Raw genomic sequence first — 14,612 nt, forward strand, 5'->3', positions numbered from 1 at the left:
GGGGTCGCGGCCCCGGTGGGCGCGGCCCCTGCCCGGGGGGTCAGCCGTCGCTGCCGATCGGGCAGGTCGCGTCGGGGGCGTGGCCGAGGGGCCAGGCGAGGCCGACCAGGACGGCGTTCTTGATCTTCGGGTCGAGTTCGACGACGGGCACGGCCTTGTTGTAGGCGTTGCCCTGCGGGTCGAGGCAGATCCAGCCGCTCGCGCCGTTGACCCGGTTGCTGCCGTGCATCCGCCTCCAGCCCTCGGTGACGTCGTCCGTCGAGGGCATCGCCACCTTGTCCGTGGTCTGGTTGCGGATGCCGACGACGGCGGTGGTGACCGAGACGGGGCCTCGGTTGCCGATTCGTGACGTGCCGTCAGAGTTGCCGCGGGGGGCGGTCGGGCGGCCTCGGGCGGTGGGGCCGGTCGGGGGTCAGCCGGCCGGGCCGGTCCAGATGACGTCCTTGTACTCCGTGCCCATGGTGTGGTCGAACCGGACGGAGAACGGGTCGCCCGCGCCGGCCGGCAGGGCGTACGCGGTCAGCCCGGTGGCCTCCTCGCCCGGGGCCAGGGACTTGGTGAGGATCTTCATCCGTCCGCTGCCGTCGATCAGGGTGAAGACGAGGTTGCCCTTGGCGTCCCGGACGGTGGGCAGCCCCGAACCGAGGAGCGAGACCTCCGCGGGCCCGGTGTTGACGACGGTGATCCTCACCTGGACGATCGTGGCGTCCTTGGGGGTCTCGCCCACGCCCCCGCGCGGGACGTACGGCTCCGGCGCGGCCATCGTGACCTTCAGCCCGTCCGGGTAGGTGTAGGACTGGCCGAACGACAGGCGCCGGGCCCGCTCGTCCGCGGCCCGCTTCTCCTGCTCGGCCGCGAGCCGCTGGCGCTCGGCCTCGATCCGCGCCTTCTCCTTGGCCGCCCGCTCCTCGGCGGCCTTGGTCGCGGTCTCGAAGCGGATGCGCGCGGCCTCCGCCTGCGCCTTCTGCTCCCGGTGGACCTCCTGCACCCGGTTCACGACGAACACGCCGGTGCCGACCGAGACCAGCAGGCCGGTGACGCCCAGGACCACGCCCGCCAGGGCCATCGCCCGGTTGGCCGCCAGGCCCTTGCGCACGTGGCCCAGGGCGATCACGCCGAAGACCACGGCCAGCAGGGCGGGCAGCCAGGACAGCCAGAACAGGATGATGGTCAGGCCGAGCACGACGCCGACGATCCCGAGCACCATGGCCGCGATGCCCAGGCCGTTGCGGGGCTGCGGCGCGGGCGCCGGCATCGCGTAGGGCGGCCAGTACGGGGCGCCGGGTGCCTGGCCGGGGGCCTGACCCGGTATCTGCCCGGGGCCCGCGGCGGGGGCGTGAGCGGGGGCGGGGCCGAAGCCGGGGCCGGGGCCGGGGACCGTGGGGGCCGCGTCCTGGCCCTGGCCCGGCGGCGCCCACGGGTCGGCGGCGGCCGGCTCCTCGGCAGGCCGCGGGCTGCTGTCGGGCGGGACGGGAACGGTCATGCGGAATCCTTCGGGAACGGTGGGATGTCGGGCGGGCCGCTGCTCGGCCCCGGGTCGGGGGCCTCCTGCCCGGCTCCCCGACGGCAGCGGCCCGGCCCCACGCGTCACCCCCTGGGACGGGACGCCGGCCGGGCCGGCGAGTGATCAACATATACAGTGCCGGGCCGCGGCCTCCCGCCGGGTACCCGGTGGGCGCCCGGTGGTGTGGGCGGGGCGCGGCGCGGGGACGGTCGCGGTGTGACGGGCAGTCCGGAGAGCGTGTTGGTCGTGGTGCGGGGTCCGAGCGGCGCCGGGAAGTCCAGCGTCGCCGCTCGGCTGCGGGCCGCGTACGGGCGGGGCCTCGCCGTCGTCGGGCAGGACCTGCTGCGGCGTACCGTGCTGCGGGAGCGGGACGTCCCGGGCGGGGCGAACATCGGGCTGATCGACCTGGTCGCGCGGCACGCCCTCGACCACGGCTTCCACACGGTCGTCGAGGGCATCCTCGCCGCCGAGCGCTACGGGCCGATGCTGGCCCGGCTCGTCGCCGACCACCGGGGCCGCAGCTTCCTGTACTACCTCGACGTGGACTTCGCCGAGACCGTGCGCCGGCACGCCACCCGCCCCCAGGCCGCCGAGTTCTCCCCCGAGGACATGGCCGACTGGTACCGGCCCCACGACCTGCTCCCCGACGGTCTCGAACGGGTCGTCGGCCGGCACAGCGGCCTGGAGGAGACGGTCGGGCGGATCCTCGCCGACACCGGCCTCGCCCCGGCCGGTTGGACGCCCCGGCCCTGAGGGGCCGCGGCCGGCGCGCGGGCTTCACCCAGGGCGGAACTCCGGGCTCTTCCCCCGGGGCGCCGGATCCCTAGGGTGTGAGGGGTGAGCACCCATGCGCCGAACGAAGCCCGCGTCATCCCCCTGCGCCCGCAGGCGCAGCCGCCCGCGTCCGGCGGGCCGTCCCGTCCCCCGCAGACGGCGCCCGTACGGCGGGAGCCGCTGTGGCGCGACGTCGTCGGCGACGTGCTGCGGCGCGAACGGCTCGCCCAGGAACGCACGTTGAAGGACGTCGCGGAGGCGGCCCGGATCTCGATGCCGTACCTGTCGGAGCTGGAGCGCGGACGCAAGGAGGCCTCCTCCGAGGTGCTCGCGGCCGCCGCCCGGGCGCTGGGCCTCGGCCTCGGCGACCTGCTCTCGCTCGCCCAGGACGAGCTGGCCCGCTACGCCGCCGTCCCGAGCCGCACGGGCCGGGGCCGTGCCCCGTCCACGGGCCGGTACGACGGGCTCTGCCTCGTCGCCTGACGGCTTCCGCGGAGGGGTCAGGAGACCGCCGGGGTGAGCAGGGTGAGGGTGCGGGCGGTGGCGTCGGCCTCGGCCCGCACGCCGAGGGGCAGCGGGAGGTTGGGGCCGGCGTGGCCGAAGTCCACGCCGGCGAGGACGGGCAGCGGGCGGTCGCCGAGCACGTCCAGGACCACCTCGCGCAGCGACGGCTCTCCCGCGCCGGCGGGCCCGTCGGAGCCGACCCGGTGCGGGGTGCCGACCACCATCGCCGCGATCCGGTCCAGGACGCCGGACAGCCGCAGCACGTGCAGGTCCTTCCAGACCGCGGACAGCGGCCGGTCCACCTCCTCCCAGAAGAGCACCGCGCCGTCGAAGGACCGCGCGGGGACGGCGTACGGGGTGGCCTGGAGGGCGACGAGCCGGTTGAGCAGGCCGCCGACCAGCGGGCCCCGGGCGCGGCCGCCGCGCCAGCACTGCCACGGGGAGAGCGCCGGCAGCGGCCCGGGCGGGGCCGGCACGGTGAGCACCCGTAGGTACGCCTCGCGCAGCGCCCGGTGCGCGCCGTCCTCCTCGGGCCCGCCCGCGAAGCGCCCGCTCCACTCGCCGAAGCCGTAGGTGGCCATGTCGGCGTGCACGCCGACCAGTCCGGTGCGGGCGTGCAGGGCCAGCAGCAGCTGGGAGACGTCGCTGCAGCCCAGCACCGGCTTCGGGTCGGCGCGTACGGCGTCCAGGTCCAGCTGGTCCAGCCAGCCCGTCACCGCCTGCCCGCCGGTGTGCGCGACGATCGCCCGCACCTCGGGGTCGCGCAGCAGCGCGTTGAACTCCGCCGCCTGCTCGGCGGGACGGCCCGCGGCCCACCAGTGCCGGCGCCCCTCGGCGACCGACGGGCACACCCGTACCCGGAAGCCGAGTTCCTCCAGCACGGCCGTGCCGCGGGCCAGGAGGTGCCGGTCCCCGTCCTCCAGCGGACCGGACGGCGCGGCCACCGCCACCAGGTCGCCGGGGCGCAGGGCACGCGGGCGGAGCAGGGCGGTCGGCTCGGTGGGCATGGGGCGACCCCGGTTTCACAGGTGGGCGGATCCGGCCGGGCCGGACGGGCGGGACACCCCCGGCGGCCGCACCGGCCGGGCGGGTCGGACCGCAGTCTCGCCGTCGGCCTGCGCGGCGGCAACCGGTTTTCGCCCGGGCGGGCGGTCGCCGGGCGCTCAGCCGGGGAGGGCCGGCAGGCTCGGCAGGCGGTCCAGGGTGATGCCGAAGCGGGTGCGGTAGGCGGCGAGGGCCTCGTCGTCGGTGAGGGTCCGTTCGGTGCGTTCGCCGGCCGGGGTGGTGGTGATGAGGCGGTTGCCGCTGAGGGTCGCCCGGCCGCCGTCCGCGGTGAGCAGTGTGCAGGTCGTGGAGCGGGTGAAGTGGGAGTCCGGTGAGGTGGTCTGCCACCGGCAGGTCGGGGCGAAGTCGGCGAGTTCGTACGGGCGCGGGCCCAGGCGGTACTGGGGCGTGCCGTCCCGTAGGACGTCCAGGTCGCCGTGGGCGCCGGTCGGGGTGAGGGTGAACGCGCCCTCGGCGTCGGCCTGTTCGCCGCGCTCGTCGAGGCGCAGCGGGTGGTGGCTGAAGCGGCCGAAGCCGACGTCGGCCAGCCACGGTTCGTCGAGGTCCACCCGCAGGGCGAGGTGGTCGAAGGGCGGGCCGAGCCGTTCGCCGTCGAAGACGCGGGCGGCGAGCAGGCCGACCCGGTAGCCGAGCGAGGTGAGCAACTGCGCGAAGGCGCCGTTGAGTTCGTAGCAGAAGCCGCCGCGGCGGCGGGTCACGACCTTGGCCAGCAGGGCGGCGGGGTCGAGGACGATGCTCTCGCCGAGGTGGATGTCCAGGTTCTCGAACGGGACGGTGCGCAGGTGCGCGAGCTGGAGCCGGGCGAGCGCGCGCGGGGAGGGCGCGCCGGGGTCGGGCAGGCCGATGCGGTCGAGGTAGGCGTCCCGCTGGGCGGCGGTGAGGCCGTGGGCGGGGCCGGTGTGCGACTGCTCGGGGTGAGGCGGCTCGGGTCGTGGCGCGTGATCCATCGGGCCATTCCACCCGGGAGGCCGGGCGCGGGGCCATCGGCTTTTGGTCCTACGCCCCCGGGTTCCCGCGCGCCCGGGGTTCTTACACGCCTTTGCCGTCACTCTGCCGAACGGCTGACGGGCGCCCGGCAGAGTCGTGCCCACACCGACCGCAGGACGTACGGAGGACACCGCGATGACGACGAGCACGGCGAGGGGCACGGCCACCGGGGCGAACGGCGCGAGCGCGAACGGCGCGGACACGGGCGGCGCGGACACGGGCGGCGCGGGGCGGCGGGCCCGGCGGGGCGCCCTGGCCGCCGCGGCCCTGGCGGTACTGGCGACGGCGCTGCCGCTGGCCGCCGCCCCGCCCGCGCAGGCCTCCGCCGCCGGGGCGCAGGGCCGGCCCGCGTGGTGCCCGGCCGTCCCCGGCCACCGGGTCGACTGCACGACCATGCGCCGGCCCCTGGTGACGGGCGAGCCGCGCCTGGGCGGCGTCGACGTGAGCTACGCGGTGGTGCGCCACAGCCGCCCCGGTCCGGCCCTGGGCACCGTCGCCCTCAACCCCGGCGGCCCCGGCGAGACCCTGATCGACCGCGCCGAGCAGGTGGCCGGTGCGCTGCGGGGGGTGCTGGACGACTACGACGTGCTCCTGCTGGACCCGCGTGGCACCGGCCACTCCGGCCGGCTGCCCTGCGACGTCACCGAGGCCGAGTACCGCTGGGCCCCGCGGGCCGGCCAGCGCGAGCTCGTCGCCAAGTGCGCCGAGGAACTCGGCCCGCGCGCCCGCGGCTACACCAGCGCCGCCACCGCCGACGACATCGACGCCGCCCGCGAGCGCCTGGGCGCCCCCAGGCTGGTGCTGTACGGCATGTCCTACGGCACCTACCTGATGCCGGTCTACGCCGACCGCCATCCCGAGCGGGTCGAGAGGATGGTGCTGTCCGGCGCCTACCCGGTCGCCTTCGACTCCCTGGCCCGGCCCGGCGCCCAGCAGGTCTCCCTGACGCTGCGCCGGATCTGCGAGCGCAGCGGCGCCTGCGACCCGGACACCGCGGTGCACGACCTCGCCGCCGTCGCCGAGCGGCTGCGCGCCCGCCCGCTGAAGGTGACCGCCGAGGCCGGCGGCGAGCGGCGCACCGTGCTGTTCACCGAGGACAAGCTCGCCGACCTGATGTACGAGCCGGCCACCCGCGGCATCGGCCTGCACCCCGGGGAGTCCGGGCTGCTCGGCGCCCTGCCCGCCGCCCTGCACGCCTTCGCCGCGGGCGACGAGGGGCCGCTGTCCGCCCTGGTGCGCGGCGAGATGGAGGGCACCGGCACCGAGGACCAGGCCTCCTTCCTGGCCGTCACCTGCAACGACTACGTCCGCGCCTGGGACCCGGAGGCCCCGGTGTCGGAGCGCCGCCGCCAGTACCGCGCCGCCCTGGCCGCCGCCGACCCGGCCGACTTCGGGGCCTTTAGCCCCGAGGGCTGGGCCGCGGGCCAGACCGACGGCGGGGACAACTGCCTGAACTGGCCGCGCCGGGGTACCGCCCGCCCGCAGCCGACCGACCTGGGGAACCTGCCCGACGTGCCCGTCCTGGTGCTCTCCGGGGACCTCGACACCAACACCCCCGAGGTCAACTCCCGCCTGTCGGCGGCCCAGTTCCGCCACAGCGCGTTCGTCTCGGTACCCAACAGCGGACACCTCCCGGAGATGGAGTCCACCGGCTGCGCCCTGGAGATCTCCAGCGGCTTCATCCGCACCGGCGAGGTCGGCGACACCTCCTGCCTGGTGCGGATCCCGCCGGTCGCGGTCGTCCCGGTCCCCCGCTGACGCGTCGTCGGCAGCCCCCGACCGGCCTGACCACGCCCGCCACCAGCGAGGATGACACCATGACAGATCCCACCGCCGACGCCCGGCGCACCGTCCTGGTCGTCGAGGACGACCCCGGTGTCCGCGCCACCCTCGACCACCTGCTGCGCTTCGAGGGCTACCGGGTGCTCACCACCGCCGACGGCCAGGAGGCGCTGGAGCTCCTGGAGCACCGGCGCCCCGACCTCGCGGTGGTGGACGTGGTCATGCCCCGCCTCGACGGCCTCGCGCTGTGCCGGATGCTGCGCCGGCGCGGCGACCGCCTGCCCATCCTCGTCCTCACCGCCCGCCACCAGCTCGGCGACCGGGTCGCCGGGCTGGACGCGGGCGCCGACGACTACCTCGCCAAGCCCTTCGCCACCGAGGAGCTACTGGCCCGCATCCGCGCCCTGCTGCGCCGCACCGAGCCGCTCGACGCCGGGGACGGCGAGGACACCGGGCTCGTCCTCGCCGACCTCGCCCTGGACCCGGCCGCCCGGCTGGCCCACCGCGGCGGGCGCCGGCTCGACCTGACCAAGACCGAGTTCGACCTGCTGGAGCTGCTGCTGCGCGACCAGGGCACCGTCCTGACCCGCCACCGGATCTACGAGCGCATCTGGGGCTACGACTTCGACACCGACTCGCGCTCGCTCGACGTGTACGTCGGCTACCTGCGCCGCAAGACCGAGGAGCACGGCGCGCCCCGGCTGATCCACACCGTGCGCAACGTCGGCTACACCGCCCGGACCGCCTGATGCTGCGCACCCGCATCGGCCTGGTGGTCCTCGCCTCCGTCCTGCTGGCGATCGCCGTGCCCGTCACCGCCGCCTACCGCGGCGTCAGCACCCTGGTCTCCGACCAGCTCGACCGGAGCCTGCGGGACCGGGCCGAGACCGTGCTCGCCGCCCTGGACCTCGGCCGGCTGCCGCCCGCCCGGCCCGACACCGTCGAACAGCTGCTGCCCGCCGACGGCACCGCCCGGCCGCTGGCCCCGGGCGGCGGGCCGGCGCTGCCGGTCTCCGAGCGGGCCCTGGAGGTGGCCCGCACCGGGCAGGGCTCCCACCAGGAGGACGCCACCGTCGACGGCACCCCCTACGGCGTCCTCACCCAGGCCCGCCCCGACGGGCAGGGCGCGGTGATGGTCGGCCAGACCTACGCCGGGGTCACCGAGGTCGACGACGCGTTCCTGCGACGGATCACCGTCACCAGCGTGGCGGCCGCCGCCGCCTGCGCCCTGCTCAGCTGGCTCGTCCTCGGCCGCATCCTGCGCCCGGTGCGGCGCCTGGCCCGCGCCGCCGAGCACATCACCACCACCCGTGACCTGGCCACCCCGCTGCCCGCCGCCGGGCGCGACGAGGTCGGCGGCCTCACCCGGGCCTTCGAGTCGATGGTCGGCGCGCTGCGCCGCTCCCGCGAGCAGCAGCAGCGCCTGGTCCAGGACGCCAGCCACGAGCTGCGCACCCCGCTGACCTCGGTGCGCGGGTGCGCCGAGCTCCTCCAGCGCGCCCGCGGCCGGCTCGCTCCCGAGGACGAGGAGCAGATCCTCGCGACCCTGGTCACCGAGACCGTCGCGCTCGACGAACTCGTGCGCGAGCTGGTCGAGTTGGCCACCGACCAGCAGAGCGCGGAGGAGCCGGAGCCGCTCGACCTGCCGGCCGCCGCCGAGGACAGCGCGCGGCGCTTCCGCCGCCGTACCGGCCGGGAGATCGCCGTCATCACTGAGGGGCCCGTCCCGGTGCTGGCCCGTCCGCGGGCGCTGCAGCGCTGCGTGGACAACCTGGTGGGCAACGCCGTCAAGTTCAGTCCGGACGGCACCCTGGTCCAGGTCCGCGTCACCGGCACCCGGCTGGCCGTGCGCGACCGCGGGCCCGGGATCGCCGCCGGCGACCGGCAGGCCGTCTTCGGGCGCTTCTACCGTGCCGCCGGCACCCAGTCGACCCCGGGTTCGGGGCTGGGCCTGGCCATCGTCCACGACCTGGTCGTCGCGGACGCCGGCACCGTCTTCGCCGCCGCCGCTCCCGGCGGCGGTGCCGAGGTCGGCTTCCGGCTGCCGCCGGCGCCGGGCGGCTGACGGTCCGCCGGACGGCGCCCCGGCGGACCGTCCGGTGGTCGGGTCCGGCCGGGAGGCCGCGGTGTTCCGGCCCGTGGGGCGTACCGGACCGTCCGGAGGGACTCGGCCCCCCGCGCGGGAGGGGCCCGTCAGACCGGGAGGAGGTGGGCGGCCACCAGGGTGGCGAAGTCCTCGGGGGTGAGGATGCGGATGCCGAGCTCCTCGGCCTTGGCGCGCTTGGAGCCGGCCTTCTCGCCCGCGACCAGGAGGGTGGTGCGCTTGGAGACCGAGGAGGAGGCCTTGCCGCCGGCGCGTTCGACCAGTTCGTTCATCTGGTTGCGGGAGAGGTCGGCGAGGGCGCCGGTCATGCTGCCGGTGACGACGACGGCCTCGCCGGCGAGCGGGCCCCGGTCGTCGGCGGGTCCGTCGGCGGTGTCGCCTTCCCCTGCCGTCGGTGTGGCGGCGGGAGCGGTGGGGGCGGTGACGGCGGTGCCCACGCCGAGGGCGGCGAGGCGGTCCAGCAGCGGGGCGAGTTCGGCGAGTTCGGCGGCGACGACGCGGGCCTTCTCGGTGCCGATGCCGTCGACGCCGGCCAGGGTCTCGGCGTCGGCGGCCCGGATCGCCGTCATGGAGCCGAAGTGCGCGGCGATCCGGCGGGACATGGTCCGTCCGGTGCCGCGGATGCCGAGGGCGCAGAAGACCTGGTTGAGCGGCCGGGTGCGGGCGGTGGCGATCGCGGCGAGCAGGTTGTCGGCGCTGGTCTCCCCCATCCGGTCCAGGGTGAGCAGCTGTTCGCGGGTGAGGGTGAACAGGTCGGCGAGGTCGGTGACCAGGCCGGTTTCGACGAGCTGGACGGCGCGGGTGCCGCCGAGGCCCTCGATGTCGAGCTGGTCGCGGCCGGCCGCGTAGAGGACGGAGGCGACGGCCTGGCAGTCGCGGCCGCGGACGCAGCGCCAGCGCTGTTCGGTGGTGTCGATGGCGTCGCCGCAGCGCGGGCAGGTCTCGGGGAAGGCGATCGGCTGCTCGGCGCCGGTGCGGGCGTCGAGCACCGGGGCCTCGACCCGGGGGATCACGTCGCCGGCGCGGTAGACGAAGACCTGGTCGCCGATCATCAGGCCGCGCCGCTCGATGTCGGCGGGGTTGTGGAGGGTGGCGAAGGTGACGGTGACGCCGTCGATGACGACGGGTTCGAGGACGGCGCGCGGGGCGATGACGCCGGTGCGGCCGACGTTCCACTCCACCGCGAGCAGCCGGGTGACCTGGTGCTGCGCGGCCAGTTTGCGGGCCACGGCCCAGCGCGGTGCGCGCGAGCCGGAGCCGGCCTCGGCGCGGTCGGCGGCCAGGTCGGCCTTGACGACCACGCCGTCGATCCCGAAGGGCAGTTCGGCGCGCAGTGCGGCGATCTCCTCGACGCGCTGCTGGACCTCGGCGGTGTCGGCGCAGCGCCGGGGGCGGGCGGCGGTGGTGGCGGCGGTGTGGGCGCCGAGGGCGGCGAGGTGGTCCAGCAGGGCGCTGTGGGCGAGGCCGTCGGGGCCGATGGCGTCGTAGGCGAAGAAGGTGAGTTCGATCCGGTAGGGGCGGTCCTTGGCCCGCAGGGTGCCGGCGGCGCCGTTGCGCGGGTTGGCGAAGGGGGTGGCGCCGTGGTCGGCGCGTATCCGGTTGGCGTGGTCGAACTGGTCCCGGGTGAGGAGGACTTCGCCGCGCAGTTCGATGTCGGCGGGTTCGGTGAGTTCGGCGGGCAGGCCGAGGACGGCGTCGGCGGCGTGGGTGATGTCCTCGCCGGCGAGGCCGTCACCGCGGGTGACGACCTGCTGGAGGCGGCCGGCGCGGTAGCGGGCGGCGATGGCGAGGCCGTCGAGCTTGGGCTCCACGCACCAGGCGGTGACGGGGCGGCCCAGGCGCCGTTCGAGGCCGGCGGCCCAGGCGTCGAGTTCCTCGGCGGAGAACACGTTGTCCAGGGAGAGCATCGGGGCGCTGTGCGGGACGTCGCCGTTCGCGGCGCCGCCGGCCACCTTGCCGGTCGGCGAGTCGGGCAGCGTCTCGCCGGGGTGGGCGCTCTCGTAGGCGGCGATGGCCCGCAGCAGGGTGTCGTACTCGTCGTCGCCGAGCGGGGTGGAGCCGTCGGTGTAGTACGCGGCGGCGGCCCGGACGGCGGTGGCGACGGCGTCGGCGTACGCGGACGGGGAGGACAGCGGTGCTGCGGTGGCGGTCATGCGGGAATCATGGCGGCCGGCACTGACAGGGCCTCGGGTCGTGCGCCGGCAGGGCCTCGGGACGCGTACCGGCAGGGCCTCGGGGCGCGCGCCGGCGGAGCCCTGGAGGTGTCAGACCAGCCGGGCGGTGGTGGGGGTGTCGGTGCCGTGGCGGCGGGCGTCGCGGCGGGCGTGGCCGGGGGTGGGGCCGGTGCCGAGGACGCGGCCGTCGGCGAGGGCGAGCCAGGTGCCCGGGGGTGTGCCGTCGGGCACGGGGGCGGCGAGGGCGGCGGCGGGCTCGTGGCCGACGGAGGACGGCAGCGGGAGAGGGAGCTGGTGGCCCTCGCGCCACTGGGCGGTGGTGCGCTCGCCGCCGGTGCGGCGCCGCCAGTACAGGTGCTGGGCGACGATCAGCGGGCCCAGGGCGGTGAGCAGCGGGAATCCGCTGGTGAGCCAGCCGGCGGCGAAGCAGGCGCTGACCGCGCTGGTGGTGAGCAGGCCGACGAGGGCGGCGACGGCGGCGGCGGTGCGGCCGTGGGCCTTGGCGGCGACGAGCGGGTAGAGGACGAGCAGCAGGAGGTCGCCGAGGCCGACGGCGACGGGGGCCGGGCCGCCGGTGAGGGCGAGCAGGGGGGCGAAGGGGCGGTCCTGGACCTGTTCGAAGAAGCGGGTGGTGGTGTCGGTGAGGGTGGTGGCGGCCAGGTCGTAGCCGGTGAGGACGGCGGCCAGGGCGGCGGTGTGGCCGGAGCGCAGGCCGCTCTGGGTCCAGAGGTTGGCGACGCCGACGACGGCGGTGGCGATCATCAGGTCGCTGCCGGCGCGGGCGGCGGCTGGGTGGCCGGTGAGGGCGGCGAGCGCGGTGGCGGCGGTGGCGGTGAGGGCGGCGGCCCAGGACCAGGGGGTGGCGCGCAGCGGGGTGGCGGCGAGCAGCGGGGCGAGGGTGAACTGGACGGCGAGGCAGGCGACGAGGCCGAAGACGGCGGAGACGGCGGCCGCGGGCAGGGCGGTGTAGAGCAGCGGGGCGAGGACGACTCCGGCGCACAGGACGGCGATGTCGCCGCCGGTGTAGACGCCGACCGGGGGGCGGGGCATCCGGACGCGGGCGAGGTACCAGGCGGCCAGGGCGGTCTCGGCGGCGACGGCGGCGCTGAGGGCGGCCAGGGCGGCGGGGTCGACGGTCATTCAGCGCCTTCCGGGGACACGGTCGGGGGCGGCGGGGGTGCCGGGGGCGGCGGGGACGTCGAAGGTGTCGAAGGTGTGCTCGCGCAGGTCGGCGCGCAGGGGTGCGGTCGGCGGCATGGCGGCGCGGTCCTCGTACAGCAGGATGTCGGCCAGGCGCAGGCCGGCGGCGCGGGCGCGGTCCTCCAGGCGGCCGTGCAGGACGGTGGCGGGCAGGCGGTCGACCAGCAGGTGCAGGCAGGCCGGTCCGTCGGGGCCGTCGGGGCCTTCGGTGAGGGCGTGGCGGGCGGGCAGCGGGACCTCGGGTTCGGCTTCGACCAGGTCGAGCACCTCGCGGGTGGTGACGGTGCGGCTGAGCGGGCCGTTCCAGCGGCCGAGGATCTCGGAGGTGGCGGGCAGGTGGGCGAGTTCGCAGTCGGGCGGCTCGGCGGGGAGGCGTACGAGGTCGCCGGTGGCGTAGCGCAGCAGCAGGGTGCACTCGCGGTAGGGCACGTAGGGGGTGTGCACGACGGTGCCGGTGCCGCCGGAGGCGGTGGGTTCCCAGGTGAGCGGGTCGAGGACTTCGAGGTGTCCGAACTCGGTGGTGTGGTGGAGGTGGCCCCGGGCGCAGGGGGTGGCGCCGGAGGGCAGGATCTCGGTCATCAGGTAGGCGGAGGTGGCGGTGGCGCCGAACACGGCCTCGGCGCGCCGGCGCAGCGGTGCGGAGAGCACCTCGCCGCCGACGCTGATCGACTCCAGGCCGAAGTCGGCGTCGCGCCACTTGTGCTGTTCGGCCTCCTGGACGAGGGCGGCCAGGTAGGAGGCGGAGGTGGTGAGGTGGGTGACCTGGGGGTCCTTGCCGGGCAGGCCGAGCGGGGCGGCGAGGCGGTCGAGGGCCACGGCGGGGGCCACGGTGCCGAGTTGGACGAAGCCGGCGCCGGCGCGGGTGGCCGACTCCTCGGCGTTGACCAGGGACAGGGTGGCACGGGAGCAGCCGGCGTAGGCGACGGTGTGGCGGGGGCGCAGGCCGAGGCCGAGCACGGCGGAGATGGTGCTGAAGGCGATGGCGCACTCGAGTTCGGCGCGGGAGAACCACACGGCGGTGGGGGTGCCGCTGGTGCCGGTGGTGAGCGCCTGCAGGGCGGGGCGGGCGGTGTCGGAGACGAAGGCGGCGGGCAGGGCGCGCAGCGCCTGTTTGGGGGTGACGGGGACGCGTGACCAGTCCTCGGGCTCCAACCGGTCGGGGTCGAGGCCGAGTTCGGCGAAGGTGCGGCGGTAGTAGGCGGTGTGCCGGGCCGCCGTTCGGGCGGTGGCGCGCAGGCTGCGGCGGGCCACCTCGCGCCGGACCTGCGGGTCGACGTGTCCCGCGCGGCCGGGCAGCAGGGCGGAGTCCTCGCCGGGCTCGCCGAACTCGGCGATGGTGGCGACCAGGTCCCGGGCGAGGCGTTCCAGGTCGCGGGGGCGGATGCGACGATTCGTCAGGATCGCTGCGCCGTAGCGCAGTTGGCTCAGCGCGGTCGCGAACAAGCGGACTCCCAGGCCAGGGTCGGACGATGGGCCACCCGGCCCCGGCCGGGGTCGGTCGGATCAGACCATGTGCAGGAACATCGCGGCGGTGAGGGTGCTGAAGGCGTACTTGAGGTAGTGCTTGACCATGATCGGTTCTCCCTCGTACGGGCGGCCGGCCGCCCTGGCCGGGCGCAGCGGCGGATGTCCGGGGCCGGGTTCCGGCCTGCGGGCAACGGCAGTATAGGGACGGTCCGGCGGTGTGCAACAGGCTATGTGCACGGCCAACCTTCCGCTTGTGCAGGGGAGTTCGGTGTTGTGGGTGTGCGGTGGGGGTGTTCTGGGCACGATCTGACGAATCCATGCCGGGTGCCGGCCGTGCGACGGTCCGACACCCCCTCCCCCGAGGAGTCCCCTTGACGAACACGTTCCTGCGGCGGCTGTCCTTACCCGCCGCGCTCGCCGTCCTGACCGTCGCGGCGTCGGCCTTCGCCACCGGTACGGCCCACGCGGCCGAGCCCGGCGGCCCATGTGACCCCCGCGTCTCCCGGACCGGGCTGTACGAGGTCTCGACCGCCGTCGTCGAACCGGTGCTCACCCACTGGAAGGGCATCACCATCGCCCCGGGCACCACCGGCTCCGTCGAGACCACCGTGACCGAGGTCCAGAACGTCAGCACGACCTTCAACGCCTCGACCGAGATCAACGCGGAGGCGGGGGCGTTCTTCGCGAAGGTCTCCATCAAGGTCGGCTTCTCCGTCCAGACCAGCAAGTCCACCACCAGCACCTGGTCCCAGAAGGTCACCTACAACGTCAACCGCCCCGGCGACTACATGGTGTTCAAGGGCACCCATCGCATCCAGGGCAAGGCCGACGAGTACGTCTGCGTGAACCGCCCCTGGAGCGACCCCGGCGACGGGTACTGGGCCTATGCCTTCGGTTCCCACCCCACCTACAGCACCTTCGACGCCGAGATGGAGGGAATCGTCTCCTGCGACACCCCGGTCAACCCCGGCACCATCCAGGAGCTGGCCCGCAACCTTCTCGTCTGCCACTGAGCCCCGCCCCCGCCCGGGGCCGGTCCGTGCCCAGGACC

The 14,612-nt window shown here is 76.0% G+C and carries 13 protein-coding genes; 6 read left to right on the forward strand and 7 right to left on the reverse strand.

What is annotated here, in order from left to right:
* Window positions 1-40 precede the first annotated feature (40 nt).
* Together ACFU7Z_RS22665 and ACFU7Z_RS22670 are read right to left on the reverse strand one after the other, a co-directional pair.
* Window positions 41-268, reverse strand: a complete 228-nt coding sequence (locus ACFU7Z_RS22665; protein WP_074005396.1) for a hypothetical protein — start codon at window positions 266-268, stop codon at window positions 41-43.
* A gap of 144 nt (window positions 269-412) precedes the next feature.
* Complete coding sequence (locus ACFU7Z_RS22670; RefSeq protein ID WP_380779220.1) at window positions 413-1,483, reverse strand: DUF4190 domain-containing protein; 1,071 nt, start codon at window positions 1,481-1,483, stop codon at window positions 413-415.
* A gap of 237 nt (window positions 1,484-1,720) precedes the next feature.
* Here ACFU7Z_RS22670 and ACFU7Z_RS22675 point away from each other — a divergent pair, with 237 nt between their 5' ends.
* Window positions 1,721-2,257, forward strand: a complete 537-nt coding sequence (locus ACFU7Z_RS22675) for an AAA family ATPase (protein WP_380779222.1) — start codon at window positions 1,721-1,723, stop codon at window positions 2,255-2,257.
* An 84-nt stretch (window positions 2,258-2,341) separates the two neighbouring features.
* Window positions 2,342-2,761, forward strand: a complete 420-nt coding sequence (locus ACFU7Z_RS22680) for a helix-turn-helix domain-containing protein (protein ID WP_380779224.1) — start codon at window positions 2,342-2,344, stop codon at window positions 2,759-2,761.
* Window positions 2,762-2,778: 17 nt separating this feature from the next.
* On the opposite strand, the gene ACFU7Z_RS22685 is transcribed toward ACFU7Z_RS22680, so the two are convergent.
* On the reverse strand, window positions 2,779-3,789 hold the full coding sequence (locus ACFU7Z_RS22685) for an LD-carboxypeptidase (protein ID WP_380779226.1): 1,011 nt from the start codon (window positions 3,787-3,789) through the stop codon (window positions 2,779-2,781).
* Between the two features lie 156 nt (window positions 3,790-3,945).
* The gene (locus ACFU7Z_RS22690) at window positions 3,946-4,794 is read right to left on the reverse strand and encodes an arylamine N-acetyltransferase (RefSeq protein WP_380779228.1); all 849 of its coding nucleotides are present in this window, start codon (window positions 4,792-4,794) and stop codon (window positions 3,946-3,948) included.
* 175 nt (window positions 4,795-4,969) lie between these two features.
* On the opposite strand from ACFU7Z_RS22690, the gene ACFU7Z_RS22695 reads away from it, so the two are divergent.
* From ACFU7Z_RS22695 to ACFU7Z_RS22705, 3 genes are read left to right on the forward strand one after another with little or no spacing between them, the layout of a single operon-like run.
* Window positions 4,970-6,592, forward strand: coding sequence for an alpha/beta fold hydrolase (locus tag ACFU7Z_RS22695; RefSeq protein ID WP_380779231.1), 1,623 nt, complete (start codon window positions 4,970-4,972; stop codon window positions 6,590-6,592).
* A 59-nt stretch (window positions 6,593-6,651) separates the two neighbouring features.
* Window positions 6,652-7,365, forward strand: a complete 714-nt coding sequence (locus ACFU7Z_RS22700) for a response regulator transcription factor (protein ID WP_380779233.1) — start codon at window positions 6,652-6,654, stop codon at window positions 7,363-7,365.
* Window positions 7,365-8,681: an ATP-binding protein gene (locus tag ACFU7Z_RS22705; RefSeq protein ID WP_380779235.1), complete on the forward strand. Its 1,317-nt coding sequence runs from the start codon at window positions 7,365-7,367 to the stop codon at window positions 8,679-8,681. The genes ACFU7Z_RS22700 and ACFU7Z_RS22705 overlap by 1 nt, the downstream gene beginning before the upstream one ends.
* 128 nt (window positions 8,682-8,809) lie before the next feature.
* Here the strand turns inward: ACFU7Z_RS22705 and ligA are convergent, their stop codons facing one another.
* The 3 genes from ligA to ACFU7Z_RS22720 form a co-directional block, all read right to left on the reverse strand.
* The gene (gene ligA, locus ACFU7Z_RS22710) at window positions 8,810-10,873 is read right to left on the reverse strand and encodes an NAD-dependent DNA ligase LigA (protein WP_380779237.1); all 2,064 of its coding nucleotides are present in this window, start codon (window positions 10,871-10,873) and stop codon (window positions 8,810-8,812) included.
* 111 nt (window positions 10,874-10,984) lie between these two features.
* Entirely contained in the window at window positions 10,985-12,034 is a 1,050-nt protein-coding gene (locus ACFU7Z_RS22715; RefSeq protein ID WP_380779239.1) for a hypothetical protein, read from the reverse strand.
* Window positions 12,035-13,537 (reverse strand): phenylacetate--CoA ligase family protein, encoded by a 1,503-nt coding sequence (locus ACFU7Z_RS22720; protein ID WP_380779241.1) that lies wholly within the window; start codon window positions 13,535-13,537, stop codon window positions 12,035-12,037.
* A 395-nt stretch (window positions 13,538-13,932) separates the two neighbouring features.
* Between ACFU7Z_RS22720 and ACFU7Z_RS22725 the strand changes: the two genes are divergently transcribed.
* A complete protein-coding gene (locus ACFU7Z_RS22725; protein WP_380779243.1) occupies window positions 13,933-14,574 on the forward strand; it encodes a hypothetical protein in 642 nt (213 codons plus the stop codon).
* Window positions 14,575-14,612: the final 38 nt, after the last annotated feature.

Origin of the sequence: Kitasatospora sp. NPDC057518 (assembly GCF_042802075.1) — a bacterium.
Lineage (GTDB): Bacteria > Actinomycetota > Actinomycetes > Streptomycetales > Streptomycetaceae > Kitasatospora.